This is a genomic window from Kitasatospora sp. NPDC053308, assembly GCF_055585785.1.
This window is the reverse complement of sequence record NZ_JBVJJY010000002.1, coordinates 346959-371483: the sequence shown is the minus strand read 5'-3', so window position 1 is coordinate 371483 and position 24525 is coordinate 346959. Positions and strand designations below refer to the sequence as shown.

At 74.3% G+C, this 24525-nt stretch carries 24 protein-coding genes; 10 read left to right on the top strand and 14 right to left on the bottom strand.

Features of this window, described 5'->3' with window-relative positions; all coding sequences use genetic code 11:
* Positions 1-5: 5 nt before the first annotated feature.
* Both ACZ6Y7_RS06965 and ACZ6Y7_RS06960 read right to left on the bottom strand, forming a co-directional pair.
* The gene (locus tag ACZ6Y7_RS06965) at positions 6-581 is read right to left on the bottom strand and encodes an RNA polymerase sigma factor (protein ID WP_465756787.1); all 576 of its coding nucleotides are present in this window, start codon (positions 579-581) and stop codon (positions 6-8) included.
* 275 nt (positions 582-856) lie between these two features.
* Positions 857-1330, bottom strand: a complete 474-nt coding sequence (locus ACZ6Y7_RS06960) for a MarR family winged helix-turn-helix transcriptional regulator (protein WP_402212352.1) — start codon at positions 1328-1330, stop codon at positions 857-859.
* A gap of 176 nt (positions 1331-1506) precedes the next feature.
* Here ACZ6Y7_RS06960 and ACZ6Y7_RS06955 point away from each other — a divergent pair, with 176 nt between their 5' ends.
* Complete coding sequence (locus ACZ6Y7_RS06955; RefSeq protein ID WP_465756786.1) at positions 1507-1917, top strand: organic hydroperoxide resistance protein; 411 nt, start codon at positions 1507-1509, stop codon at positions 1915-1917.
* 102 nt (positions 1918-2019) lie between these two features.
* Here the strand turns inward: ACZ6Y7_RS06955 and ACZ6Y7_RS06950 are convergent, their stop codons facing one another.
* Entirely contained in the window at positions 2020-2433 is a 414-nt protein-coding gene (locus tag ACZ6Y7_RS06950; protein ID WP_465756785.1) for an SHOCT domain-containing protein, read from the bottom strand.
* 166 nt (positions 2434-2599) lie between these two features.
* Between ACZ6Y7_RS06950 and ACZ6Y7_RS06945 the strand changes: the two genes are divergently transcribed.
* Entirely contained in the window at positions 2600-3007 is a 408-nt protein-coding gene (locus ACZ6Y7_RS06945) for a hypothetical protein (RefSeq protein ID WP_465756784.1), read from the top strand.
* A gap of 81 nt (positions 3008-3088) precedes the next feature.
* Here the strand turns inward: ACZ6Y7_RS06945 and ACZ6Y7_RS06940 are convergent, their stop codons facing one another.
* Both ACZ6Y7_RS06940 and ACZ6Y7_RS06935 read right to left on the bottom strand, forming a co-directional pair.
* Positions 3089-3739, bottom strand: coding sequence for a LamG domain-containing protein (locus ACZ6Y7_RS06940; protein ID WP_465756783.1), 651 nt, complete (start codon positions 3737-3739; stop codon positions 3089-3091).
* A gap of 187 nt (positions 3740-3926) precedes the next feature.
* Positions 3927-4553, bottom strand: coding sequence for a CBS domain-containing protein (locus ACZ6Y7_RS06935; protein WP_465756782.1), 627 nt, complete (start codon positions 4551-4553; stop codon positions 3927-3929).
* Positions 4554-5005: 452 nt separating this feature from the next.
* Here ACZ6Y7_RS06935 and ACZ6Y7_RS06930 point away from each other — a divergent pair, with 452 nt between their 5' ends.
* Positions 5006-6874 (top strand): hypothetical protein, encoded by a 1869-nt coding sequence (locus ACZ6Y7_RS06930; protein WP_465756781.1) that lies wholly within the window; start codon positions 5006-5008, stop codon positions 6872-6874.
* Between the two features lie 25 nt (positions 6875-6899).
* Here the strand turns inward: ACZ6Y7_RS06930 and ACZ6Y7_RS06925 are convergent, their stop codons facing one another.
* Positions 6900-8099: an FAD-dependent monooxygenase gene (locus ACZ6Y7_RS06925; RefSeq protein WP_465756780.1), complete on the bottom strand. Its 1200-nt coding sequence runs from the start codon at positions 8097-8099 to the stop codon at positions 6900-6902.
* Positions 8100-8243: 144 nt separating this feature from the next.
* On the opposite strand from ACZ6Y7_RS06925, the gene ACZ6Y7_RS06920 reads away from it, so the two are divergent.
* Both ACZ6Y7_RS06920 and ACZ6Y7_RS06915 read left to right on the top strand, forming a co-directional pair.
* Complete coding sequence (locus ACZ6Y7_RS06920) at positions 8244-8963, top strand: TetR/AcrR family transcriptional regulator (protein ID WP_465756779.1); 720 nt, start codon at positions 8244-8246, stop codon at positions 8961-8963.
* A 76-nt stretch (positions 8964-9039) separates the two neighbouring features.
* Positions 9040-9840 carry a HEAT repeat domain-containing protein gene (locus ACZ6Y7_RS06915; protein WP_465756778.1) on the top strand — a complete coding sequence of 267 codons (801 nt, stop codon included), beginning with the start codon at positions 9040-9042 and terminating at the stop codon, positions 9838-9840.
* A 91-nt stretch (positions 9841-9931) separates the two neighbouring features.
* On the opposite strand, the gene ACZ6Y7_RS06910 is transcribed toward ACZ6Y7_RS06915, so the two are convergent.
* Positions 9932-10297, bottom strand: coding sequence for a hypothetical protein (locus ACZ6Y7_RS06910; RefSeq protein WP_465756777.1), 366 nt, complete (start codon positions 10295-10297; stop codon positions 9932-9934).
* Between the two features lie 267 nt (positions 10298-10564).
* Between ACZ6Y7_RS06910 and ACZ6Y7_RS06905 the strand changes: the two genes are divergently transcribed.
* Entirely contained in the window at positions 10565-10834 is a 270-nt protein-coding gene (locus tag ACZ6Y7_RS06905; RefSeq protein ID WP_465756776.1) for a GlsB/YeaQ/YmgE family stress response membrane protein, read from the top strand.
* Between the two features lie 15 nt (positions 10835-10849).
* Here the strand turns inward: ACZ6Y7_RS06905 and ACZ6Y7_RS06900 are convergent, their stop codons facing one another.
* Complete coding sequence (locus ACZ6Y7_RS06900) at positions 10850-12751, bottom strand: APC family permease (RefSeq protein WP_465756775.1); 1902 nt, start codon at positions 12749-12751, stop codon at positions 10850-10852.
* A gap of 424 nt (positions 12752-13175) precedes the next feature.
* Between ACZ6Y7_RS06900 and ACZ6Y7_RS06895 the strand changes: the two genes are divergently transcribed.
* The 3 genes from ACZ6Y7_RS06895 to ACZ6Y7_RS06885 all read left to right on the top strand — a co-directional run bounded on the left by ACZ6Y7_RS06895 (position 13176) and on the right by ACZ6Y7_RS06885 (position 17008).
* The gene (locus ACZ6Y7_RS06895) at positions 13176-14726 is read left to right on the top strand and encodes a N,N-dimethylformamidase beta subunit family domain-containing protein (RefSeq protein ID WP_465757008.1); all 1551 of its coding nucleotides are present in this window, start codon (positions 13176-13178) and stop codon (positions 14724-14726) included.
* Positions 14727-14903: 177 nt separating this feature from the next.
* Positions 14904-15644: a polyprenol monophosphomannose synthase gene (locus tag ACZ6Y7_RS06890; protein WP_465756774.1), complete on the top strand. Its 741-nt coding sequence runs from the start codon at positions 14904-14906 to the stop codon at positions 15642-15644.
* A gap of 101 nt (positions 15645-15745) precedes the next feature.
* Complete coding sequence (locus tag ACZ6Y7_RS06885) at positions 15746-17008, top strand: FUSC family protein (protein WP_465756773.1); 1263 nt, start codon at positions 15746-15748, stop codon at positions 17006-17008.
* A 73-nt stretch (positions 17009-17081) separates the two neighbouring features.
* Here ACZ6Y7_RS06885 and ACZ6Y7_RS06880 read toward each other — a convergent pair whose 3' ends face one another.
* From ACZ6Y7_RS06880 to ACZ6Y7_RS06860, 5 genes are all read right to left on the bottom strand, one after another.
* On the bottom strand, positions 17082-17531 hold the full coding sequence (locus tag ACZ6Y7_RS06880) for an SRPBCC family protein (protein ID WP_465756772.1): 450 nt from the start codon (positions 17529-17531) through the stop codon (positions 17082-17084).
* A 4-nt stretch (positions 17532-17535) separates the two neighbouring features.
* The gene (locus ACZ6Y7_RS06875; protein WP_465756771.1) at positions 17536-18009 is read right to left on the bottom strand and encodes a VOC family protein; all 474 of its coding nucleotides are present in this window, start codon (positions 18007-18009) and stop codon (positions 17536-17538) included.
* A gap of 102 nt (positions 18010-18111) precedes the next feature.
* Complete coding sequence (locus ACZ6Y7_RS06870) at positions 18112-20097, bottom strand: phosphocholine-specific phospholipase C (protein WP_465756770.1); 1986 nt, start codon at positions 20095-20097, stop codon at positions 18112-18114.
* Positions 20098-20111: 14 nt separating this feature from the next.
* Positions 20112-21557 carry an endonuclease/exonuclease/phosphatase family protein gene (locus ACZ6Y7_RS06865; protein WP_465756769.1) on the bottom strand — a complete coding sequence of 482 codons (1446 nt, stop codon included), beginning with the start codon at positions 21555-21557 and terminating at the stop codon, positions 20112-20114.
* 562 nt (positions 21558-22119) lie between these two features.
* On the bottom strand, positions 22120-22467 hold the full coding sequence (locus tag ACZ6Y7_RS06860; RefSeq protein ID WP_465756768.1) for a PRC-barrel domain-containing protein: 348 nt from the start codon (positions 22465-22467) through the stop codon (positions 22120-22122).
* 285 nt (positions 22468-22752) lie between these two features.
* Between ACZ6Y7_RS06860 and ACZ6Y7_RS06855 the strand changes: the two genes are divergently transcribed.
* The gene (locus ACZ6Y7_RS06855) at positions 22753-23568 is read left to right on the top strand and encodes an SAM-dependent methyltransferase (protein WP_465757007.1); all 816 of its coding nucleotides are present in this window, start codon (positions 22753-22755) and stop codon (positions 23566-23568) included.
* A 79-nt stretch (positions 23569-23647) separates the two neighbouring features.
* Here the strand turns inward: ACZ6Y7_RS06855 and ACZ6Y7_RS06850 are convergent, their stop codons facing one another.
* The gene (locus tag ACZ6Y7_RS06850) at positions 23648-24412 is read right to left on the bottom strand and encodes an NUDIX domain-containing protein (protein ID WP_465756767.1); all 765 of its coding nucleotides are present in this window, start codon (positions 24410-24412) and stop codon (positions 23648-23650) included.
* Positions 24413-24525: the final 113 nt, after the last annotated feature.

Here is a 24525-nt window from a genome sequence, read left to right as displayed (position 1 = left end):
GGTCCTCACGTCTCCCCCGCTGCGCCCTCGTCCGGGTGCTCCAGCAGGTACTCCAGGTGGCGCCGCCCGAGGCTGTAGTAGGTGCGGGCGGTGGTGTGCGCGATGCCGAGCGAGCGGCCGATGTCGTGGTACGACAGGCCCGCCTGGCGCAGCCGGACCACATCCGCCTGCACCGGCGCGGCGCGCGCGAGCTCGTCCATCGCCCAGTCCAGGGCGTCCAGCTCGGCGAGCTCCTCCAGCTCGTCCTGGCTGGTGTCGGACCGGCGCTGGGCTATCACCCGCAGCCGTTTGCGTTCGGCGCGACGGCGTTCGCGCAGGACGTCCACCACGGCGTCCTTCACCACCTTGAAGGCGAAGGCCTGCGGATCGGCACTGGCCAGGGCGCGGCGCCAGTTCTTGTAGAGCGTGGTGCCGGCGTTCTGGACCGCGTCCTGGGCGTCCTCGCGGTGCCGCAGGCGCTGCTGGGCGTAGCGGAGGTAGCCGGAGTTCTCGCGGGTGAAGAACGCCTCGAAGTCGTTCGGCAGGTCGCCGAGCGGGTCCGCCCGCAGGCTCCGCTCCTCGCCCGGCCCGGGAGTGTTCACGCACGCCCCCTCTTTCGTGGGTCAGCTGGCCGGCCCACCGGGTGGCACGCCGACGGCCCCTTCGGGGGCTCGTGGTGTAACCGTCCGGGAGAGGCGGGATGTCGACCGGATCGGCCGGACAATTGGCGAACGTTTACGTTCAGTTCCGAACAGTGCCGCTGACCTGCCGAATCGGGTCGGACGGCCCCACCGGAGCACCCGCCACGTGACCCAGATCACACCGGGCGTGCCGACGGCTTGACAAGCCCCACCCGCGACCTCCGCGGTGAGCGGCGCTACGGCGCCGGCTCCACCGCCGCCGAGTCCAGTGCGGCGGTCACCCGCTCCAGCAGCCCGCGCAGCGACGCCAGGTCCTCGACCGGCAGCCCGGTCGCGGCGAGCAGCCGACGCGGGACCTGCCCGGCCCGCTCGCGCAGCGCCGACCCCTCGGGCGTCAGCGTGACGGTGACCGACCGCTCGTCCTGCGGGCTGCGCTCACGGCGCACCAGACCGGCCGCCTCCAGCCGCTTGAGCAGCGGGGAGAGCGTGCCGGAGTCGAGGCGCAGGCGCTCGCCGATCCGCTTGACCGGCAGTTCGCCGTCCTCCCACAGCACCAGCATCACCAGGTACTGCGGGTAGGTCAGCCCGAGCTCCCGGAGCAGCACCCGGTAGACGCCGCCGAAGGCGCGCGAGGCCGAGTTGAGCGAGAAGCAGATCTGCTGGTCGAGACGGAGCAGGTCCTCGTCCGCCAGGTCGGGGAGCGTGGTCATGGATCCATGGTACCGACCACCGTCACACGATTCAGTTGTGCGCAATTGAATTGCGTGCTCTAATGGTGGCACGGCAGGGCGCCGGAAGACCCGCCGCCGCAGCGACGGCGGCGCTCCGACCCCTCCGCATGCGAGCAACCGCAGAACCCCGAGCAGCACCACGAAGGGAACCGACCATGGACGCGCTCTACACCGCAGCCGCCACCGCCAACGGCCGGGAGGGCCGCGCCGTCAGCTCCGACGGGCAGCTGGACCTCGCGCTGGCGATGCCGCCGGCGCTGGGCGGCAACGGCCAGGGCACCAACCCCGAGCAGCTGTTCGCGGCCGGCTACGCCGCCTGCTTCGCCAGCGCCCTCGGCCTGGTCGGCCGGCAGTCCCGGGTGGACACCAGCGAGGTCTCGGTGACCGCCGAGGTCTCCATCGGCAAGGACGGCGCCGGCTTCGGTCTCGCGGTCGTGCTGCGGGTCGAGCTGCCCGAGTCCCTCGCGGGCGAGACCGGCGAGCTGCTGGTCAAGCAGGCGCACGAGGTCTGCCCCTACTCCCGCGCCACCCGGGGCAACATCCCGGTCGAGCTGGTCGTCGAGTAATCACGCGGTTCGCGCGACAGCACCCGCGCCTCCGGCGCACACCGGGCCCGCCGTACAGCACGTACGGCGGGCCCGTCCCGTGTCGCGCCCCCTGCGCGCGGCCTACGCCCCCGCCCCTCCGCCTGACCCTCCGCCGGACCCGCTGCCGGGCCCGCCACCGGACCAGTCGCCGCCGGGCCCACCGCCACCCGGCCCGTTCGCGGAACGCAGGGTGTCGAGCCGGTGCCGGTACTCCTCCGCGTCGATCTCACCCCGCGCGAACCGCTCCGCGAGCACCTGCTCCGGGCCCGCCCCCCAGCCCCGGGTGCCCCCAGGCCCCGCCCACGGCCCGCCGCCGGCGCCCGCCGCGGCCGCCGGGCCGTGCGGGACGGGCTGCCGCGAGCGCGAGACGTACCGGAACAGGGCGACCGCGAGCAGCACGAGCAGCACCAGGACCAGCAGCGACCCGAACGCCATCAGGCCGATGCCCCAGCCGCCCAAGCCGTGGCCGTGCCCGTACCCATGCCAGTGCCTCATCAGGACCTCCTCCTCCGGCCCCGACCGCCGGGGCCCGCCGAGGTGATCAGCGCCTTACCACCATCGTGCGCCCGGCACCGGTGAAAGCGCTGTGAGGAAAGTCTGAGAAAACGTTCCGGCAGCCATCCCGCACCCGCACCGGCCCGCGCGGGGTAGCGTGCCGCACGTGACCCCGTACCCGCGCATGACGCACCACCCGCCGGGCGACGGCGCCCCGCCCGATGACGGCCGCTCGCCGGAGCGGCTCGTCGCCACCGGAGCGCTGCGCCGCCACGCGGACCCGAGCCGGCACCCGTCGCTCGGGCACTCCCCGATCGCCTACGTGTCCACCGCGCTCTGGGCCGAACTCACCGCCCTCGCCATCGCGCCGTCCGCCGCCGAGGCCACCGCCACCGCGCTGCTGCACGCGATCGCCGCCCAGGCCGTGGACGCCGCCCTGGCCCCGGGCAACGAGCGGGCCCCGCGCGACGACCTCTACGTGACCGACCCGGCCCACATCGGTGCGCACCGCCGCGCGGTCTGGTTCCAGCGCTCCGGCCCGCACGGCCCGATCACCGCCGCCTTCGCACCCTGAGCGACCACCGGGCTGATCGACGGCCCCATCGCCGGGCCCATCAACGGGCTGATCGACGGCCCGGCGCACCGGACCCGCGCGTCAGCGCTCCACCCGCAGACTGTGACAGGTCCAGCTGAGCCGGTCCGGCCCCCCGGTCGGCGGCCGGTCGTGGTACGTGCCGTCCGCCACCGAGAGGTTGACGATCAGGTACGCGTGCCAGCCGGACCCGACGCCGTGCAGGTCCGCGTAGACCAGCGCGTCGTCGACGTACCAGTCCACCGAGTGCGCGCCGAGCACCACCCGCAGGTCGAAGGTCGCCCCCGGGCCGATCCCGGCGCCGCCGCCGTGCCAGTACCGGAAGCCGCCCCGGACGTGGTTGGAGATCTCCAGCAGGTCCGGGTTGTCGGGGTGGTACTCGAAGAGGTCCACCTCGTTGCCGCCGTCCCGCCAGGTCCAGATCGCCGGCCAGGCGCCCAGCTCGACGGGCAGCGTCACGCGCGCGGACAGCACGTCGCCGGTACGGACCTGGAAACCGTCCGGACTGCCCTCGGTGGTCAGCAGGTTGCAGCTCCACAGGCCGCCGCTGTGCCGCCGGGTGGCGGTGAACACCCCACCGGGGCAGTAGCCGCGGACGAGGTAGTCGAGCTTGTGGTCGCTCCGATTGGTCGGCCCCATCCGGGGATAGGCGCTGGTGCGCCCGGTGATCCACTGCCTGGTCGAAGTGAAGTCCGCGTCGAACACGACTGTCACGGCCGCCTCCCCGGTGCTCCGGTGCCTCGGCGATCCGATCAGCCGGGCACACAGAGTGAGTTACCCGATACGCTCCGCTGTATGCGAACCGGGCCGTCCGGGTCCACGACGCACCGGCAGGCCGCGACGCACCGGGCAGGCCGCGACACTTCGGGCGGGGCCGCGACGTGCCGGGTGAGCCGTGGGCTCACCCCACCGCGGCCGCGCCCCCGGCGCCGAGCCGGTCGGTCACCGAGACCACGCCGTCCACCGAGCGGCAGAGGTTCAGCACGATCGGCACCAGGTGCGGCTCGGGCACGCTGCCACTGAGCACCACCCGCCCCTGGTTCACCTCCACGCCGATCTCCGCCGGGCTGACCCCCTCGATCCGGCCGAGCACCTCCTCGACGATCTCCCGCCGGATCACCATGTCCTCGCGCAGGAACACCCGCAGCAGGTCGCCCCGACTGACCACGCCGACGACCCGCCCCTCCTCGTCCAGGACCGGCAGCCGCTTCAGCCCGTGCCGGCTCATCGTGCGGGCGGCCGCGACCACGCTGGTGCCGGGCGTGGTGCAGACCGGCTGGGCCGTCATCAGGTCGGCGGCCGTGACCTCGCCGTCCGGGCCCGCCTGCGCGGACTCGGGCGCCGGGAGCAGACTGCCCGGGTCCTCCTGCGCGGCCAGGGTGCGCAGCAGGTCGGCCTCGGAGACCACGCCGAGCGGCCGTCCCTCCGGGTCCACCACGGGCACGCCGGTGATGTCGTACTCGCTCAGCAGCGCCACGATCTCCTGGAACCCGGTCTCGGGAGAGACCAGGACCACGGGGCTGGTCATCACGGATTCGACGGTGGCATGCCGCACGCCGGTTCACCTCCTCCAACGCTGCTGGTCCGACCGGGCGCGGATCGTCCCGGCCGGTTACCGGCAGCATGGCGCGCGGCGGCGCCGACCGCCAGGGGCCAAGGGGCCGAACGGGTGGGACCTTGGACCCATGGCCACGAACGCGGCCCCGACCGCCCGATTCCCGACTCGCCGGCCTCCCGCTCCCGGCTGCCCGCTCCCGGCTGCCCGACCCCGGTGCGCGGAACGAGCGAAGAGGAGACCGGGGGCGCGAGGTGCCCGCCGCGCGCCCCCGGTCGTCCGCCGGTCAGCCCGGACGGCGCAACCATCACATGATCGACTCGTTGGACCGTCCACCACGACAGCACCACGGTTCCCGGGAGGCCCCTTTGCCAGGACGGACGGTGGGCGCGGCTCCGTCGGCCCGCGGGGCCGCGGCACGTCCGGTGGCGCAAGCGGAGGCCGCGCTGGTGCGCCACTACCGCAGGCTGGTCCGGCTCGCCTACCTCGCCCTGCCTGCCGACCGGGACCGGCACAGCCGGGTGCTCGCCGCGCACGCGGCCGTCCAGCGCGCCCTGCCCTTCCCCTGGACCCGCCGGGACGAACCGGCAGCCGCCGACCGGGCGAACGCCGCGGACCCGGACACCTCCGAGCCGGAGCAGGTGTACGCCGCCCTGCGCCTGCGGGTGCTGCGCGCCGTACTCCGCCCGCGCCCGGCCGCCCGTCTGCTGGCGCCGCGGGTCTGGGGGCTGCGGCTGTTCGTCCCGCACGGCGGCGAGCAGGACGCGGAACTCGACCACGCGCTCGCGGCGCTCTCCGCCCCGGCCCGCGCCGCCTTCGCCCTGCGCGCGGTCGAGGAGCTGGGCGCCGACCAGGCCGCCGAGGTGTTGCGCCGGGCCGGAGTCGCGCAGCCGCAGGAGGCGGTCGCCGCGGCGGCCGGGCTCCGGACCGGTCCCGATCCCGCGCTGCCCGCCTTCGACCCGTGCGCGGTCCGGGTGCAGCCCACGGACCTGCTGCGCCGCCGCCGGACGCTGACGGCCGCGCTGGCGGTCGGGCTGCTCGGGCTCACCACCACGGCGGCCGTGCTGGGCGGTTCCGGCCCCGCGACGCCCGCCGGTCCCGTCTCCGCGCCCGCCCCGGGCGCGGCCGACCCGTCCCGGCTGGTCCGGGTGGCGCCCGACGCGTGGCAGCACACCACGCGGGTGGACTTCTCCGCCTGGCCCGCCCGGGGCGAGCGCCGGGAGGACGGCGCGCTGCTCGGCCGCGCCCTGGCCGCCTGGGCTCGGCCCGGCCCGCAGACCCGCGCCGAGCCGGGCACGGACACCACCCCGCCCGCCGCGGCGCCCCAGCTGCTGTTCGCCGGGACGGTGGAGGGCAGTGGCGTGGTGGTGCTGTACGACGGCCGGCGGATCGCCCGCTACACGGACGGCCGCGACGGGGGCCTGGACCTCGCCCGGGCCGACGACTCCGACCTGACCACCGCGGGCGCGGTGGCACTGCGCCGCCAGGGGGCGGCGGTCCGCTACCTGCTGGCGCCCTGGGTGGACGCCGCCGAGACCCGCCGGATCGATCAACCCGACACCCCCGCACGCCCGTTGCCGCACCCGGACGGCATCACCGACCCGACTCCCACCGGCGGGCTCGCCGACTGCCAGGGCGCCACCCTGCTCCAGTTGCGCTCCTCCCCCGCGGTGGCCGAGAAGCACGCCTTCCTGCTGGCCGACCTGGGCGGCCTCGTGCCCGCGCACCTCACGTACGTCCCGCCCCCGGACCGCGCCCAGCCGAGCGCGCCGTCCGCCCGCGACGCCAGGGAACCCCGGGAGCCCCGCGAAGCGACCGCCCAGGACGCGCTGCAGGCCTGGGCCCGCGCGGGCTGCGCCGTCCCGGACGGCAAGCCGGGCGTCAAGCAGCTGAACCTGTGGACCTTCGCCGTCCAGCCGCTGCCGCAGGGCGCGGGCTCGGCCGCGTGGGTCTGTCTGCGCGCCGACCGCTGGAACGGCGAGGGCAGCGCGGCCACCGCGGTCGTCCTGCCGGCCGCCCGGGGTCCGCAGCGCACCGGCGGCGGGCCGGGCCGGGCGTGCAGCCGGTTCGAGCAGGACACGGTGGCCTGGACGTGGTGGCACTCCCCGCAGGGCGCCGAGTACCTGCTCGCGGCGGGCAGCCGCCGTGTCACCCGGCTCACCGTCAAGGGCCAGGACTGGTCCGCCGACCGGCCCGCCCCGGACCACACCCTCGCCGTGGAGCGACCGGCCCGCTCGGCCGTCCAGGTCGAGGGGCTGCTCGACAACGGCAACCGCCTCGGGCCACCGCGGTGAGCCCCGCCGCCGCTCATCCCGCCGCTCATCCCGCCGCTCGGACGCGGCCGGACGACTCCGCCTCGTAGTCCGGCAGTTCGACGCTGCTGACCTGCTTGCCCAGCTCCAGCATCCGGTCCAGCGCCCAGCGCCGGTTCAGCACCGCGTTGCGCAGGCGCAGCCCGGTCGCCGTGCGCGGCGCCAGGAACGGCCCGGTCCGGTCGCCGCCCTTCTGGCAGCCCCGGGCGTAGCCGCGCAGCAGCCGCTCGTACCGCTCGAAGGCGCTCCGGTGGTCGCCGCCCGCCCGGGCCAGCTCCCCGGCCAGGACGTACGCGGCCACGACCGCCGTGCCGGTGCCCATGCCGCCGATCGTCGCGCCGCAGGCGGCGTCGCCGACCAGCGCGATCCGGCCGCTCGACCACGCGGGCACGTCGGAGCGGCTGATGGAGTCGAAGTACAGCTCGGGCGCGGCGTCCAGGCTCTCCAGCAGCCGCGGCACCCGCCACCCGAGGCCCGCGAAGGCCGACCGGATCGGTGCCTTCTGCTGCGCCGGGTCGTGGCGGTCGTAGCGCAGCTCGGGGGAGGCGAAGAGGCAGAAGGCACCGGCCCGACTCGGGTCCCGGTGGGCGGCACCGACGGACATCAGCCGGCCGGGGACGTTCAGCCCGACCGATCCCACCGGCAGCCCGAGGTCGTTCGGCAGCTGCCAGGTGGCCGCGTAGTAGCCGAGGTGGCGGACGTAGCGCCGCTCCGGTCCGAAGGCGAGCCGGCGAACGTTGGAGTGCAGCCCGTCGGCGCCGATCACCAGGTCGAACTCGCGCGGCGCGGCGTTGCGGAAGGCCACCCGGACGCCGCTCGGCGTCTCCTCCAGTGCGGTGATCGAGTCGCCGAAGAGGTACTCGGCGCGGGCGCGGCTGTGCCGGTGCAGCAGTCGGGCGAGTTCCCCGCGCGGGACCTCCACGTCGCCGCCCGCGAACTCGGCCGGCAGGTGCAGCAGTCGGCGCCCGTCGGGGTCGACGAAGGTCATCGGGGTGCCGCCGGTGCCGAGGGCGCGCAGTTCGTCCAGCACGCCCATGCGCTGCAGCACGGTGAGGTGGGTGCGGCCGCGGAAGTCGACGGCCTGGCCGCCGTCGCGCAGCGCCGGGGCCAGTTCGACCACGGTCACCTCGTAGCCGTACCGGCCCAGCCAGTGGGCCAGGGCGGGGCCGGCGATGCTCGCGCCCGAGATCAGGACCTTGGTGCTCATGGGACCACTCCGTCCGAGGATCGAGAAACTGTGTCTGGCAGACACTGTTTGCTGCTGTGTACGGTAGACACAGTTGACGCGCGGGGCAACCCCGCAGCAGGGCCGGAATGCGGAACCAGGGCGGAGCCCGGACGGGAGCAGACGATGAGCGAGGCGGCGAACGACACGGTGCGACTGCTCTGGGGCCCGCCGGCCAAGCCGAGCCGGGGGCCGAAGCCGGCCCTCAGCCTGGAGCGGATCGCCGCGGCCGGGGTCGAGGTCGCCGACGCCGAGGGCCTGGGCGCGGTCTCGATGCAGAAGGTGGCCGGGCTGCTCGACTTCACCAAGATGTCGCTCTACCGCTACGTCCCCGGCAAGGCCGAACTGGTCGCCCTGATGGTCGAGTCGGCGATCGACGAGCCCCCCGCCCCGCCGGCCGGCGCCGACTGGCGGGAGCAACTGTCCGCCTGGGCCGCGCACTTGGCCGAGTCCTTCCGGCGCCATCCGTGGCTGCTGGACGCCACCGTGGGCCCCCGCATCATGGGCCCGAAGGAACTCTCCTGGCTGGAGCGGGTGGTGGCCGCGCTCGACGGCCACGGGCTGACCGGCCCCGAGCGGATGGACGCCGCCGTCCTGCTCGCCGGGCACGTGCGCGGCATCGCCGAGCAGTCCCGGGCGGCCGGACCGGCCGGCTCCCCCGAGGCCGAATTCCTCGTCGCCCTCGGCACGGTGGTGCAGCGGCACGCCGACCGCTTCCCCGGCGTCGCGGCCGCGATGGCCGAACCCGGCGGGGGCGACCAGGCCCTCGGCTTCGGTCTGGAGCGCATCCTGGACGGCCTGGCCGCCCTGATCGAGCGCCGCACGCACCGGGACGGACCGCGCTGATCGCGCGCCGCACACCGAGCGGGCCGCCGGAAAACCACTCGGAGCACCCGTCGCCCGCTCGCTACCATCGCCCCCCATGGCGATGTTCGTGCACCTGACCGCCGCGGCCAACGGGCCGCGCATCCGCCGCGCCGGGATCCGGGCCGACAGCCGGGGCCAGGACGGGGCGCGCGGGCTCTACTGCTTCCCGGTCCTGCCCTCGTACACGCTGACCCACCAATGGCTGCGCGAGCTGGCCAGGTTCGGGCCCAAGGGCGCACTGGTCGCGGTGCACGTCCGGCTGGACGACGAGCAGGAGGTGCTGGCCGGGCACTACCGCGACCGCGCCACCGGCGGCCAGCGGCGGGTCCGCGCCGCCGAGGCGGTGCGACGGATCGGCGCGCTGCCCGACCCGCGCGGCTGGGAGGTCTTCCTGCCCCGCCCGGCCGCCGCCCGCGAGGTGCACCGGATCCGCGCGGTGCCGCAGGTCGCCGGCTGGCGCTACCTCCCGAACGCCCACGGCACCCGGCCGTGCACCTGCTTCGGCTGCCGGATCCGCGGCGAGTACGGCAGCCGCCGGCTGCGGGAGCGCCGTCCGCACCCGCTGGACGGCCCGCCGCCGCCCGTCCCGGTCCTGCTCGCCCGGCTCGCGGCGGCGGGCGATCCCGGCGACCCGGACGAGCTGTGGTCCGTCCTGCACTGGTTCGGGATGCGCCGCCGCGGCCCGGTGGACGCCCTGGCGCGCCTGGCCGCCCACCCGGACCCGAAGGTGCGCGGGGAGCTGGTCTGGGCCGTCGCCGGCTGGTCCACCCCGGGCGCCGCGGAACTGCTGGACGGCCTCGCCGACGATCCGGACCGGGATGTCCGCGAGGCCGTCACGGCGGTGCGGGACCGCTGAGGCGGTGCCGCACTGCCGAGGCGGTGCGGAGCGGCTGAGGCGGTGCGGAGCCGCCGAGGCCCGCACCGCCGTGGGGAACCGTCGGACGTCGTCAGGAGACGCGCTTCAGCTGCCAGGAGTTCTTGTCGAAGCTCGGCACCGCGGAGTACTGACAGCCCGCGCTGTAGAAGCTGCTGACGATGGTCCAGCCGACCGGGGGCCAGGTGGAGGCGCAGGCGTTGACCACGGTGCCGACCGGGTAGCCGGTGAGCTGCATGATCTTCTTGGTGTTCGGGGTGAACCCGGAGCCGCAGCCGCCGCTGTTCCACCACTGGACGTCGACGTAGCCGCCCGGAGTCAGCGAGGAGGAGCACATGGTGCTGGTGTCACCGGGCGCGGCCTGGGCCGTTCCCATGGTCAGGGTCAGGGCGGCGGCGACAGAGCCGACGGTCAGGGCGGCGGCACGGAGGCGTATCACGGGTGGGCTCCTCTCGGTGACGCGGCACCTCCGCGTCACGGCCCATTCCTATCGGCGTCCCCGGTCTGCCGGACAGCGGATTTCCGGCCCGACCGGCGGCGCGATCTCGCCCCTCCGTACCCGATGCGACCCGCCGTCACGGCTCTGACCTGCGGAGGTGTCCGCCGACGTGCCCGTCCGGCCGATCCGGGCGATCATGGGACGAACCGCGTCTTCGGCGATGGGGCGCACCGGCCGCGGCCGGTGCCGCCCGGAAGGTGGACTGCGATGTTCCAGCTCCTGTGGATTCTGCTCATCGGCTTCGTGCTGGGCGTGCTCGCCAAGCTGATCCTGCGCGGGCCGCAGTCGATCCCCTGGTGGCTGACCATGCTGCTCGGCGCCGCCGGGGCCTGGCTCGGCAACGCCGTCTCCGGCTGGATCGGCGTCCGCCACACCTCGGGCATCGACTGGATCCGTCACATCCTGCAACTCGCCTTCGCGGTCGGCCTGGTGGCCCTGGTCGCGCCCGCCTGGAGCAGGTCCCACCCGTCCCGCTGACCGGGCGCCCGGCCCTCAGCCCACGTGCACGGCCGGGCGGCGCGTGCGGTCCGGCTCGGCCTCGCGCAGCACCTCGCGGGTGACCGGCGCGATCTCGCCCTGTCCGAACAGGAAGAAGCGCAGGAACTGGGCGAAGGGGTTCCCCTCGGTCCACTCGAAGTAGATGTGCGGCTGCTGCCCGGTCAGGTCCCGCACCTGCAGCAGCAGGGCGGCCAGGGCGTTCGGCACGCTGGAGCTCTGCAGCGACAGCACCCGGTAGCGCTCGTGCAGCACCTCGCCGTGCACCGTCAGCTCGGCCTCGAAGTCGGACGGGTCGAGCACGGTGACCTCGACGAAGACCAGGTCGTCCTCGGCCGGGATGTCGTTGTCCCGGCGGATCTGGTGGATCTTGTCGCGGTACTCGGCGAGGTCGCGGCTGTTCGGCTCGTTGGCGATCAGCCGCAGCGGGCGGTGCATGTAGTCCCGGACGAACCGCTCCGCGACGTCGTCGAGCACCACGTCGGTGACGCGTAGTTCGAAGGCCCGCTTGAGCCGGGAGAGGAAGGAGACCAGCATGATGCCCGCGATGAAGCAGGCACCGATCTTCACGCCGTCCGGCCGCTCGGCGATGTTGACCGCCGTGGTGTAGAGGAACACGGCGGCGATCACCGCGAACCCGGCCCTCCAGCGCGCCTGGCCGGCCTTGTGGGCGGCGATGGTGACGGCGATCGCCGCGGAGCTGATCAGTACCAGCACGCCCGTGGCGTACGCACCGCCCTGGGCGTCGACGTTGGCGTCGAAGATCCAGGTGACCAGGAAGGCGATCAGGGTCAGCACGATGACGGTCGGTCGCACCGCCCGGGCCCAGTGCGGCGCCATGCCGTACCGGGGCAGGTAGCGCGGCATCAGGTTGAGCAGCCCGGCCATCGCCGAGGCGCCGGCGAACCAGAGGATGGCGATCGTGGACAGGTCGTAGACGCTGCCGAAGGTGCTGCCGAGGTTCTCGTGGGCGAGGTAGGCCAGCGCCCGTCCGTTGGCCTCGCCGCCCTTCTTGAAGGCGTCGGCCGGGATGAGCAGCGTGGTGATGAAGCTGGTCGCGATCAGGAAGCAGCTCATGATCACGGCGGCGGTGGTGAGCAGCTTGCGGGTGCCGCGGATCCGGCCGGTGGGCTTCTCCTCGGTGTCCTCCGGGTCGCCCTCGATGTGCGGCATCACGGCGACGCCGGTCTCGAAGCCGGAGAGGCCGAGCGCGAGCTTGGGAAAGACGACCAGCGCGACGCCGATCATGGCGAGCGCGTTGCCGTGCTCGGCCGTGAGCGCGTCGGTCCAGTCGCTGAACACGTGCGGGGCCTTGAGCACGTGCCAGAACCCGTTGACCACCACCACGACGTTGAGGGCGAGGTAGACCGCGACCAGCACCACGGCCAGCCCGATCGCCTCGCTGAAGCCCTTGAGGAACACCGCGCCGAGCAGCGCGACCATGATCAGGGTCAGCATGACCTGCTTGCCGGTCAGCGCGCTGTGCAGGTGCGGGTTCTCCACCAGGTGCGCGCTGGCGTCGGCGGCGGACAGGGTGATGGTGATCATGAAGTCGGTGGCCGCGAAGCCGAGCAGGGTCAGCACGAAGAGCTTGCCCTGCCAGAACGACAGCAGCCGCTCCAGCATCGCGATCGAGCCCTGTCCGTGCGGGCTCTCCTGGGCGACCCGCCGGTAGACCGGCAGCGCCCCGAGCAGGGTGACGATCACCAGCACGATGGTGGCGATCGGCGAGACCAGACCGGCCGCGAGGGCGGCGATGCCGGGCTGGTAGCCGAGCGTCGAGAAGTAGTCCAGACCGGTCAGGCACATCACCCGCCACCAGCGCTGGCCCTTCTCGGCCGGTGCCTCCGCGTGCGGACCGGGGTGCTGCTTGGCCATGTCCGCCAGGCCTTCCAGCATCCACGCCCGGAACCGCTCACCCCGGGTCGGGCGGGACACCCCCGGTGCGGCCGAACCCGACGAGACCACGTACACCCCTGTCCACGACTCGGCCGGCCGCGTACGGGTCCGGGCGCCCTGTGGCCGCCGGACGGCGGGCCTGGTCAGGCTAGGTGACCCGGACGCGCCCGCCGGGCCACCGCGCGCGCCGACACGCCAGGGTGCGCCCGTACGGCCCTCCCGGGTGGCGACCGAGGCCGGGCGCCGCACGGCGACCCCGGCGCGTTGGGTCGCACTCCCCCCTCACAAGAGGGAAGGATGTCCACTCACATTGACACGCGAGGTTGACGCGCCGGACCGGGGCAGTCCGGCCGGCACAGCTGCGAACCACAGGGAGGCCGCGGTGGCGGAACCGAGTCGGCGGGGAATCCTGGGCCTGGGCCTGATGGCGGCCGCCGCCACCTCCTGCGGCCCCCGGCCCCAGACCGCGGCCGCCGCCCCGCACCCCGCGAGCGGCCGGCCCGGCGACCACGGCGCGGACGACCCGGCCGCCGGGCACGCCGGGGCGACGACCACGCCCCCGACCGACCTGCGGAGCGAGCGGGACCTCCCCGGCACGCCCGGCTGGGAGATCACCGATCCCGGCCCGGACTCCGCCATCGAGGGGTTCGCCGACCGGGTCAGCGTGCTGCCCGGCGAGCCCTTCGGCCTGCACGTCTCCACCCCCGCCGCCGCCTTCACCGTCTCCGCGTACCGGATGGGCTGGTACGGCGGTGCCCGCGCCCGTCTGGTCTGGCGCCGCGAGCACGTCCCCGGCGGCAGGCAGGCCGCACCGCACGTGGACGGGGCGACCCGCACCGTGCTGACCGGCTGGCAGCGCACCCTCGCCGTGGACACCGCCGGCTGGCCGGAGGGCGCCTACCTGCTGCGCCTGGACGCCGAGGACGGCTCGGGCCGCCGCTACGTCCCGCTCACCGTCCGCTCGGCCGTCACCGTCGGCAGGACGGTGGTCATGAGCGCCCCGGCGACCTGGCAGGCCTACAACGAGTGGGGCGGGTACAGCCTCTACAACGGCCCGACCGGCGGCCTGGCCACCCGTTCGCTGAAGGTCGTCTTCGACCGGCCGTACGCCTACGACCACGGCGCCGGGCTGTTCCTGGTCTACGAGGCGCCGCTGATCGCCCTCGCCGAACGGCTGGGACTGCCGCTCTCCTACACCACCGGCATCGACGTCGCCCGCGAGCCCGGCCTGCTGACCGGCGCGGCCGCTGTGGTGTCACTGGGCCACGACGAGTACTGGTCCCCCGAGCAACGCGCCCACGTGGTCGCGGCCCGCGACGCGGGGACCAACCTGGCGATCCTGGGGGCCAACTGCTGCTTCCGCCGGGTCCGGTTCGAGCCGACCGAGCTCGGCCCGGACCGCACGGTGGTCTGCTACAAGGACGCCTGGGCGCAGGACCCCGGGTACCGGGCCGGTGCCCCCGCCACCACCGACTTCCGGGCCGGCCCGGGCGCCGACCCGGAGAGCTCGATGCTCGGCGTGATCTACGACGGCTACCCGGTGGACGCCCCGTACGTGGTGACCTCCCCCGGGCACTGGGCCTTCGAGGGGACGGGCGTCGCGGCCGGGGCGTCCTTCCCGCACCTGGTCGGTGTGGAGTACGACCGGGTGAACACCGCCTTCCCCACCCCGCGCCCGATCGAGGTGATCGCCCACTCCCCCGTGGTCTGCGAGGGCCGCCCCTCCCACGCGGACACCGCCTACTACACCGTGCCCAGCGGCGCCGGGGTCTTCGCCTCCGGCACCATGCGCTGGGTCGAGACCCTGGACGCCACCGGCCCCGGCGGCGGCAAGGCCGACCACGGCATCGACTTCCGGGCCGGGGACATGGTCCGCAAGGTCACCGAGAACGTCCTGCGCGCCTTCGCGGCGGGCCCGGCCGCCCGCACCCACCCGGCCCGGGACAACCTCGACACGGTCTACGGCACGGCGTAGCAACCGCTCGGCCGCCGGTGGTGGTTCAGGGCCGGGGAACCCGGGGGAAACGCCCCTGGGCGGGAGGGGCCGCGCACCCCGGATACACTCGCACGGTCCAATCAGCGCAGGTCGTCCAGGCAAACCGACCGGTGCGGCACGGCTGCCGACCGGCGAGGGTCACGAGGGAAACAGAACATGGTCGAGGGCTCCCCCAAGGTCGTTGTGGTCGTCCCCACCTACAACGAGCGGGAGAACCTCCCGGTCCTCGCGGGCCTGCTCGCCGAGCTCCCGGTGCCCGACCTCCACCTGCTGGTGGTCGACGACAACTCGCCCGACGGCACCGGCGAGATCGCCGACAAGCTCGCCGCGGACTCCGGCGGCACCGTCGGCGTGCTGCACCGCACCGAGAAGGACGGCCTCGGCCGCGCCTACCTGGCCGGGATGTCCCGGGCCCTGGACGAGGGCGCCGACGTCGTGGTCCAGATGGACGCCGACCTCTCGCACCCGTCCTCGGCCATACCCGAGATGGTGCGGACCCTGCTCGCCGACGACACCGCCGTCGTGCTCGGCTCCCGCTACGTCACCGGCGGCTCGACCGCCGCCGAGTGGCCCTGGCACCGCAAGGCCCTCTCCGCCTGGGCCAACTTCTACGTCAACACCATCCTCGGCCTGGGCGTCCGGGACGCCACCGCCGGCTTCAAGGCCTGGCGCGCGAGCACCCTGCGCGCCATCGACCTGCCGAGCGTGCAGAGCAACGGCTACTCGTTCCAGGTCGAGATGAACTACCGGGTCGTCCAGCGGGGCATGACGATCCGCGAGGTGCCCATCCGCTTCGAGGAGCGGATCGAGGGCGCCTCGAAGATGAGCATGGCGGTGCAGGTCGAGTCCGCCGTGGCCCCCTGGAAGCTGCGCTTCCACCGCGCCCCCCGGGCCTGAGCCCCGCGGTCGGCGGCAACCGGCCGCCCGGGTGGGCTCGTACGGGTGCCGGACGGGCCCGGGCGCAGTGTGCGGAGCGGATTCGGGGAAAGAAGGCCGACATGGCCCTTCTCCCGGAGTCACTCACGGCCCTGATCCGCCGCAGCGCCCGAGAACCCTTCGTGGTCCAGACCGTACGGGCCACCGTCGCCGCCACCCTCTCCTTCGCGGTGGCGACGCAGCTCAGCAGCGAGCCCGCCCCGCTGACGGCGCCGCTGACCGCGCTGCTCGTCGTCCAGGTCACCGTCTACTCGACGCTCAAGACCAGCATCCGCCGGGTCAACTCGGTGGTCGTCGGCGTGCTGATCGCGATCGGCTTCAGCGCCGTGGTCGGGCTCTCCTGGTGGAGCCTCGGGCTGATCATCCTGGCCTCGCTGGTCGTCGGCCGCTTCGTCCGGGTGGAGGAGTTCGTCCAAGAGGTCGCGATCAGCGCGATGCTGATCCTGGGCGTCACCAAGCTGACCTCCCAGGCCTGGGACCGCGTGCTGGAGACCCTCATCGGCGCCGCCGTCGGCCTGCTGTTCAACCTGCTGTTCGCGCCGCCGGTCTGGGTGGACACCGCCGGGGAGTCGATCGAGGACCTCGCCCGGCGGGCCCGCCAGCTGCTGCTCGACATCTCCGAGGAGCTGGGCCGCCCCACCCCCGTCGCCCGGGCCGCCGAACGGCTGCACGAGGCCCGCCGACTGGACCAGGCCATCGCCGAGGTGGACGGGGCGCTGCGGCAGGCGGAGGACAGCCTGCGGTTCAACCCGCGGATCAGCGAGGGGCTGCTGTCCCGGCTGGTGCTGCGCACCGGGCTGGACACCCTGGAGATCTGCGTCGTCGTGGTCCGGGTACTGGCCCGCTCGATGACCGACCTGGCCAAGCGGCGCGCGCCCGGCGAACGGCTCTTCCCGCCGGAGGTCGCGGTGGGGATGGAGGAACTCCTGGACCACGTCGGCGGCGCGCTGGTGAGCTTCGCGGTGCTGGTGACCACCCAGGTGAGCCGCAACGCCGAGGAGGCGGAGGACCGGCTCACCTCCGAGCTGGCGGCGGCCTGGGCCTCCCGGGAGAACGTCGCCCAGGTGCTGCTGCGCAGGGTGCAGGAGCACCCGGAGGCCTGGCAGCTGCACGGTTCGATGCTGGCCGAGGTGGACCGGATCCTGGACGAGCTGGACCTGGAGCACCGCAGCCGTCGGCTGATGGAGGAGCTGGACCGGGCCTCGGTGGAGAACCGGGAGCGCTTCGCGCGCTTCGCCGGGGTGCGCCGGTTCCTGCGCGGCGAGCGGGGGCGGGGTCGGGGGCGGGGACGGAAGGGGCGCCCGGCGGCGGAGGCCGGGCGCTGATCCGGTGCCCCGCCGCACGGGGGCACCACGGCCCAGGGGTATCGGGGCACCGGGGCGTCAGGGCACCGGGGCGTCAGGGCATCAGCCAGGGCTGCTGCGGGAGCGGGTGGCCGGTCTCCAGGTAGGTCTTCAGGTTGGAGAGCACCGCCGACCAGCCCCGCTCGGCGTCCGCCCGCTCGGCCTCGTCGGCGAGGTTCTCGTGGGTGACGGTGAGCCGGGTGAGGTCCCGCCAGTCGCGGAGGTCGAAGGTGACCCGGCTGGGCCCGCCCGGGCGCCGCTCCTCCGGACCGGCCCAGGTGGTGACCAGCCGGTGCGGACGGTCGGCCGTCTCGACGGTGCCGACGACGTCGGCGATCCCGGAGTCGTCGGTGCGCCGGTGCTCCCAGGGCTCGCCGGGCAGCCAGGTCGAGACGTTGCGGTGCCCCCAGTAGAGGCCGGACTCGTCGGCGTTGGTGAGCGCGTGCCAGACCCGCTCGGGGGTGGCCCGCAGGTAGACGGTGCTGCGGTGGGTGCGGGCGGCCACGGCCTCAGCCCTCGGCCGCGTCGAGCAGGGCCCGGACGTCCAGCTTCTGCATCCGCAGCATGGCCGCCATCACGCGGTCGGCCTTGGCCCGGTCCTCGCCTCCGACCAGGTCGAGCAGGACCTTCGGCGTGATCTGCCAGGAGAGCCCGAAGCGGTCCTTGAGCCAGCCGCAGGGCCCCTCCTGACCGCCGTCGGCGGTGAGCTTGGCCCAGAGCTCGTCGACCTCGCGCTGGTCGTCGCACTCCACCTGCAGCGAGACGGCCTCGGTGAAGGTGAACTCGGGCCCGCCGTTGAGGGCCACGTACTCCCGGCCGGCGAGTTCGAAGTCGACGGTCATGACCGTGCCGGGCACCCCGGGGCCGGCCTCGCCGTAGCGGGTGACGCGCGTGATGCGGGAGTCGGGGAACAGCGAGGTGTAGAAGGCGGCGGCCTCTTCGGCCTGGTCGTCGAACCAGAGGAAGGTGCTGATGTTCTGCATGCGCCCGACGGTATCGGCGGGGTCCGACGGCCGGTCCGAGCCACGGCCGGGGGTCACCGGTTCGGCGCCCCCGGCCGTGGCCCGGGCGGTGTCGGGCCTGCCTCAGTGCACCCAGCCCGCGTAGCGCCGGACGAAGCGCTGACCGGTGTGGGCGGTCACGATGACGTCGTAGCGGCCCTGCTTGTCCAGCGGCCAGGCCAGGTCGACCTGCTTGCCGGGCTTGACCCGGACGGTCTGCGCGCTGCCCGCGAAGTCGTTGGGCGCGGCGGTGAAGGCCACGTCGGTCATGCCGTCGTTGACCAGCTGGAGGGTGAGCCTGCCGTTGCCGTGCAGGTCGGCCGTCACGATCGGGACACCGATGTCGTTCTGGCCGTCCTGTCCGTCCCGGACGACCGTCCCGGCGAAGCGGCGGACGAAGCCGTCCGGACCGTGCACGGTGAAGTCGTAGCGGCCGTGGGTGGCGGCGGCGTCCCAGACGTACCGGGCGGTGGCGCCGGGGGCCACGGTGTACGGGGTGCCCGCGAAGGGGAGCACGATGTTCGGGTAGACGGCGTACGGGAAGGCCACCGAACCGTCGTTGCTCATCGTGCAGGTGACCTTGCCGGTCGTGCGGTCCACCTCGACGTCGGCCCACGGCTGGTACGGCAGCGGGCGGTGCGGGCGGTCGCCGCGCTCCTGGACGGGCATCGACTGGGCGCCGACGGCCGGCAGCGCCACGCCCGGCAGCTTGGTGCCCGCGTCGGCCTTGGCCATCAGGGCCTTGGTGTCGGGCAGCCGGGGGATCGAGTGGTCGGGCGCGGCGAAGTCGAAGCAGCTGGTGAGGTCGCCGCAGACGGCGCGGCGCCAGGCCGAGATGTTGGGCTCGGCCACGCCGGTGACCTGCTCCATGAAGCGCAGCACCGAGGTGTGGTCGAACACCTGCGAGTTGACCCAACCGCCCCGTGACCAGGGCGAGATGACCCAGAGCGGGACGCGGTTTCCGAGGCCGATGGCCCGCCCCTGGGCGAACTCCTCGGGGGTGCCGGGCTCCGGGGTGGGCGGGACCATGTGGTCGAAGTAGCCGTCGTTCTCGTCGTACATGACCAGGAAGACGGTGTGCTTCCAGACGTCCGGGTTGGACATCAGCGACTGCAGCGCCTGGTCGACCCAGTGCGCACCGTAGGCCGGGCCGGCCTCCGGGTGCTCGCAGAACAGGTAGGGCGCGACGAGCCAGGAGACGGTCGGCAGGGTGCCGTCCTTGCAGTGGCGGTCGAAGTCGGCCGGATCGAACCTGGTCATCGCGTTGATGTACCGCGGGTCGTCCTTCGGGAAGCCGTGGAACTGCTTGAAGTAGGAGAGCGCGTTGTCGTCGTAGTCGCCGGTGCGCTCGTCCTTGCTGGGGTTGTGGTAGACGCGCCAGGTGACACCGGCCGCCTGGAGGCGCTCGGCGTAGGTGGTCCAGTCCGCCACCGGGTTGTCGGTGACCGGGGTGTTGTCGATCCACGGGCCGGTGGTGCCGTCGCGGCCGGGGCCGGCGGTGCCGGTCCACAGGTAGAGCCGGTTGGGGTCGGTGGGGCCTGCCAGCGAGGTGAAGTAGGCGTCGCAGACGGTGAACGCGTCGGCCAGGGCGTACTGGTAGGGGATGTCCTCCCGGGTGAAGTAGCCCATGGTGCGCTCGCCCTTGGCGGCGATCCACTTGTTCATCGCGCCGTTGTTGATGGCCTGGTGGCCGGTCGCCCAGTCGTGGGCGAGGCCGCCGGCGTTCTGCGCGTTGTACTTGGCGGTGTCCATCCGGTACGGCAGCATCACGCCGCCGTCGCTGCGCCGGCTGTCGGGCTGGCGGAACACGTCCGTCCCGTCGGGGAACTGGAGCGCCTGCTTGTCGCCGAAGCCGCGGACCCCGGCCAGGGTGCCGAAGTAGTGGTCGAAGGAACGGTTCTCCTGCATCAGGACGACGACGTGCTTGACGTCCTTGATGGTCCCGGTGAGCCGGTCGTCCCCGGCGGGGGCGGGCGCGGCCTCGGCCGGGGTGGCACCCAGACCGGTCAGGGCGGTGGCGCCGACCGCCGCGGTGGCGCCGACGAAGGTACGGCGGGAGAGCTCGGGCATCACGAACTGGCCTCTCAGAGCTGGAAGGTGGCGACGGCGGCGGCGGTGTCGGAGGGCCACTCGTTGGCGGCCGCGTTCGGCTCGGGCTGCGGCCAGTCGGCCACCAGGGTGTGCGCCTCGACCAGCTTCAGCGCTCCGGCGTACTGGACGTAGTCGATCCGGTCCTGCGGCTCGGGCCGGTCGCCGCGCTTCCTGCGGGTGGGCGACCAGGTGCAGCCCGGAGCCTTGGCCGGGTCGCGGTTCTCCTCGCGGAAGGCGTCGGTCAGTCCGGCGGCCTGCAGGGCCACGGTGACCGGCCACTCCAGCGGTCCGACCCCGCCGTGCGCGGGCGCGGTGGCGGCCGTCCAGTCCAGGTGGGAGGGCGAGGACAGCGCCCCGCCCACCACGACCGGGAGCTGCCGGGCGAGGTCCGCGCGCACGGCGTCGGCCAGCGCCCTGGCCTGCTTCAGCCGCAGCGAGCCGTTCTCGGCGGCCACGACCCGGGCGGCGGTGCTGCCGTCCTGGACGGCGTACGGGCCGTAGCCCGTCTCGTCCAGGTGGGCGGCCCAGAAGCGGACGGCACGGCCACCGGGCAGCTGCACGGTCGCCGCGACGGCCGGCAGGTCGGCGGTCGGCGCGGTGACGTCGGTGACGTCGGTGAGCGGGTAGCGGCTGAGGATGCCGACGCTGCCCGGGCTCTGGTGGGCGTACCAGCCGAGGGCGTCGGCCAGGGTGCTGGCACGCTCCCCCGCGGTCTCCTGCAAGGCCAGCACGTCCAGCCCCTGCGCGAGGACCACCCGGAGCTGCTTCTCCAGCGCGTCGGCGTGGGCGGCGCCGGCGTCGTGCAGGTTCCAGCTCGCGGCCTTGAGGCGCGGCGGCGCGGCGGGATCGACGACGGGGACCAGCACCGTGACGGTGTCGGTGGCGCCCGCACTGTCCTTGACGCCGACCACGACCACCTCGGGGCCCTTGCCGGCGGCGGCCGGGGCGGTGCCGCTGAGCGTGCCGTCGGCGCTGACGGAGGCCCAGGCCGGGCCGCTGACCTTGCGGTAGGCGGCCGAGCCGGCCGGGTTGCCGGCCGGGCGGGACCAGAGGCCGCCGAGCCTGACCGTCACGGCGGCGCCGGGGGCGACGGGCGTGGCGGTGAAGGAGTCCACGGCGGCGTGCGGGCGGACGACGGCCGGCTTGGGACGGAAGCTGAACGGGGTGCTCCGGGCGAGGATGCCGTACCCGTCCTTGGCGAGCAGGTAGGCGGTGAACGGGCCGCCGGTCAGCGCGGAGGTGTCCAGCTGGACGTCCCCGGAGGTGCCCGGGGTGTACTTCCACAGCAGCGACGAGCCGGTGCCGGGCTGCCGGGTGCCGTCGTAGATGCCGACCCAGTTCTTGGCGTCGGGTGCGTCGGTGCTCCAGTGGAAGGTGAGCCGGTCGCCTTCGGTGGGGTCGGAGGATGAGGTGATGGTCAGGGCGCTGCCTGCGGCCACGGTTGTCCTGTCCGCCGCGCCCGGGGCCCGGTCCGCCGGGGGACGGCGCACGGGATCGGGTGCGGCTGGTCACGGAGTCAGGGAGGGAGGGTGCGCCGCGGTCGGCTGTGCGGGCAGGTGCGGGCTGCCCCCGGCACAGTTGGCTGTACAACTGCGGGCGGCCTCATTCATCCGAAAATCAGCGACCGGGACGTGAACGACGCGTGACGGGGCGTCGGGCGACACGGGAACTTCAGCGGGCACACGAAGAAGGCCGCGACGGGTGAACCGTCGCGGCCCTCCGGTACGTCATCACCGGGCTCTGTCCCGCCCGTGGGCGGCACGTCAGGGCCTGGGACCGGGCCGAGCCGTCGGGCCGAAGCCCAGGCCCAGACCGGGGGCAGCAGGTCGGGGCTGCTCGCCGCGACAACCGGGCCAGGGCAAGGGCCGGAGCGAGGATCAGCTACCCGGCCCGGCCCCGCTCATCGGCGCGCCCGACCGACTCCGCGTCCGGCTGCGTGCCAGGCCCGCCTCTCCCCCGGCTGCCGACGGAAAGGGACCGACCGTCGCTCCAGGCCGGCCTTCAGCGGCGCGCCAGCCGCCGCTCGCCACCGGCACCCGTCGCGTACGGAAGCTCGTAGTGCGCGAACACGGCCGGCTCGTCCTCGGCGGGCAGGACGTCGTCCGTCCCGATCGAGGGGGCCTGCTTGACGTGGTTCTTCGGGTACGCCACCCGGACGTAGTCCGGCCCGGCCACGGCCCCCTCCAGCGGGACGAACACCAGGCGGCGGTTGCCGGCCCAGCCGACCGTGACGGTGGCGAAGAACGGCTCGTCACTGGCCGTCTCGACGTAGACGGACTCCAGCGCGCCGATCCGGTGGCTCTTGTCGTCGACCACGGCGTGGCCGCGCCACTCGCGGATGTCTGCCATTGCGATTCCCACGACCCGGACCTCCCGTCGCCGGATGCTCGATCGCCCCGATCCCCCATCCTGCGCCGGGACGGCCGGGAGCGCACGGCGAGCCGTTGGCACGCACGGCCGTTCCGCGGTCCACGCAGGTCCGCGAAAGGGACATACGGGGGCGACCCGGCCAACCGGCACCGAGGCCGTGACCTGGGCTTTAGGCTGTCCGCCAGCAAGGCCGTATGTAGATCATCAGACTTTTACCGGCAGAGTTCACCGGGCGAAGGGGCGGCAGGCGTGCCATACGAGTCCATGTGGGAGCCCGGCGGAGCCGTGACCGCGGCCGACCTGCGGCCCGACGTCCCCCACCCGGCCCGGATGTACGACTACTACCTCGGCGGGAAGGACAACTTCCCCGCCGACCGGGCCGCCGCCGAGAAGGCGCTCGCCGCCAACCCCGAGTTCCGCTCCACCGCCCGCGCCAACCGGGGCTTCCTGACCCGTGCCGTGAGCCGGGTCGCCGGCCTCGGCATCGACCAGTTCCTCGACATCGGCACCGGCATCCCCACCGCCGGCAACACCCACGAGATCGCGCAGGCGGCCGACCCGGGCGCCCGGGTCGTCTACGTCGACAACGACCCGATCGTGCTCAGCCACGCCCGCGCCCTGATGGCCGGCGCGGGCCGCGGCCGCACCACCGTCATCCAGGCCGACCTGCGCCGACCCGCGCAGCTGCTGGACGCCGTCCGCGCCGCGGAACTGCTCGACTTCTCCCGCCCGGTCGCACTGGTCCTCGCGGCCGTCCTGCACTTCCTGCGCGACGAGGACCAGCCGTACCGGGTGGTCGCCACCCTGCTGGACGCCCTGCCCTCCGGCAGTCACCTGGTCCTCTCGCACGGCACCGCCGACTTCATCCCGGCCGAGGTCCGCGATCGGGTCACCGGCGTGTACGACAAGGCCACCGCCCCGCTCGTCGGCCGCAGCCGGGCCGAGGTGCGCGCCTTCTTCGACGGCCTGGACCTGCTCGATCCCGGCGTGGTCACCGTGCCCCTCTGGCGGCCCGACACCGCCCCCGCCCCGGGCGCCGACCGCGTGAGCATGTACGGCGCGGTGGCCCGCAAGCCCTGACACCGGAGGGGGACCGGGGGCGGGCCGGGGGCCGGCCGCCCCCGGCGGGGCCCGGAGAAGCCGGCCGGGTCCGACGGCCCTACGACGCGGCGAGGAGGCGGCGCAGGACCGGGGCGAGGTGGTCCGCCTGGGGCCCGGGGAGGGCGGCGGCCTCGGCCGGGGAGCCGACCAGGGCGATCCGGTCCAGCTCCGGCCGGGTGCCGAGTGACCGGTGGGCGTCACTCAATTCCTCGTGGCAGTCGCAGAGTTCGGCGGCGGGTCGGGCCGGGGCGAGGTGCAGCACCCCGACGTTGCCGTGTTCGCCGCGGACGAGGTGCCAGCGGGTCAGTTCCTCCGGCGAGGCGAACACGCCGGTCTCCTCGGCGAGTTCCCGGGCGGCGTGCCGGCGCAGCGCGGACGGGTCGAGGGGTTCGCCGGGCGGGGGCGGTTCGGCGGACCCGCCGGGCAGACACCAGCGGCCGGGGTGGGCGGTCGGGGCGGCCGAGCGGCCGATCAGGATCCGGCCGTCGTCGGAGGGCTGGACGACGGCGACGTACAGGGAGCTGACCCGGGTGGTGGCGCCCGGGACGAGACGCAGGGCGAAGCGGCGGTAGCCGATCCGCGCCCAGTGCAGGACCAGCGTGTCGGGGCCGTCGGCGGCGAGGCCGGTGCAGGCGACGGCCGGGCCGTCGTGGAGGCCGGGGTTGGCCGTGGTGGCGCGCTCCCAGGCGCGGTCCGCCGCGGCCCGCTCCGCCGCCGGGAGGGGTGGCACGGGGGTTTCGACCAGGCGGATGCCGGCGGGTTCGAGGAGTTCGACGGGGACGGACGCGGCCGTCGTCGCCGAGGCGCGCATGTCTTCGGTCATCTCGTCATGGTGGCAGGGCGCCGGTTTCCGCGGCGGCCGTTCCGAATTGGCATGATCGGACGACAAACCCATGAATCATCGGGCGGAGGAAGCCCGTTGGCGCGCGCGATTCG

What these genes read in the sequence shown, in the direction of transcription:
- ACZ6Y7_RS06960 (WP_402212352.1), bottom strand. Translation starts at nt 1,330, where the DNA reads ATGACCACGCTCCCCGACCTGGCGGACGAGGACCTGCTCCGTCTCGAC.
- ACZ6Y7_RS06955 (WP_465756786.1), top strand. Translation starts at nt 1,507, where the DNA reads ATGGACGCGCTCTACACCGCAGCCGCCACCGCCAACGGCCGGGAGGGC.
- ACZ6Y7_RS06950 (WP_465756785.1), bottom strand. Translation starts at nt 2,433, where the DNA reads ATGAGGCACTGGCATGGGTACGGGCACGGCCACGGCTTGGGCGGCTGG.
- ACZ6Y7_RS06935 (WP_465756782.1), bottom strand. Translation starts at nt 4,553, where the DNA reads ATGACCAGCCCCGTGGTCCTGGTCTCTCCCGAGACCGGGTTCCAGGAG.
- ACZ6Y7_RS06925 (WP_465756780.1), bottom strand. Translation starts at nt 8,099, where the DNA reads ATGAGCACCAAGGTCCTGATCTCGGGCGCGAGCATCGCCGGCCCCGCC.
- ACZ6Y7_RS06920 (WP_465756779.1), top strand. Translation starts at nt 8,244, where the DNA reads ATGAGCGAGGCGGCGAACGACACGGTGCGACTGCTCTGGGGCCCGCCG.
- ACZ6Y7_RS06915 (WP_465756778.1), top strand. Translation starts at nt 9,040, where the DNA reads ATGGCGATGTTCGTGCACCTGACCGCCGCGGCCAACGGGCCGCGCATC.
- ACZ6Y7_RS06905 (WP_465756776.1), top strand. Translation starts at nt 10,565, where the DNA reads ATGTTCCAGCTCCTGTGGATTCTGCTCATCGGCTTCGTGCTGGGCGTG.
- ACZ6Y7_RS06900 (WP_465756775.1), bottom strand. Translation starts at nt 12,751, where the DNA reads ATGCTGGAAGGCCTGGCGGACATGGCCAAGCAGCACCCCGGTCCGCAC.
- ACZ6Y7_RS06895 (WP_465757008.1), top strand. Translation starts at nt 13,176, where the DNA reads ATGGCGGCCGCCGCCACCTCCTGCGGCCCCCGGCCCCAGACCGCGGCC.
- ACZ6Y7_RS06890 (WP_465756774.1), top strand. Translation starts at nt 14,904, where the DNA reads ATGGTCGAGGGCTCCCCCAAGGTCGTTGTGGTCGTCCCCACCTACAAC.
- ACZ6Y7_RS06885 (WP_465756773.1), top strand. Translation starts at nt 15,746, where the DNA reads ATGGCCCTTCTCCCGGAGTCACTCACGGCCCTGATCCGCCGCAGCGCC.
- ACZ6Y7_RS06875 (WP_465756771.1), bottom strand. Translation starts at nt 18,009, where the DNA reads ATGCAGAACATCAGCACCTTCCTCTGGTTCGACGACCAGGCCGAAGAG.
- ACZ6Y7_RS06870 (WP_465756770.1), bottom strand. Translation starts at nt 20,097, where the DNA reads ATGCCCGAGCTCTCCCGCCGTACCTTCGTCGGCGCCACCGCGGCGGTC.
- ACZ6Y7_RS06860 (WP_465756768.1), bottom strand. Translation starts at nt 22,467, where the DNA reads ATGGCAGACATCCGCGAGTGGCGCGGCCACGCCGTGGTCGACGACAAG.
- ACZ6Y7_RS06855 (WP_465757007.1), top strand. Translation starts at nt 22,753, where the DNA reads ATGTGGGAGCCCGGCGGAGCCGTGACCGCGGCCGACCTGCGGCCCGAC.
- ACZ6Y7_RS06850 (WP_465756767.1), bottom strand. Translation starts at nt 24,412, where the DNA reads ATGACCGAAGACATGCGCGCCTCGGCGACGACGGCCGCGTCCGTCCCC.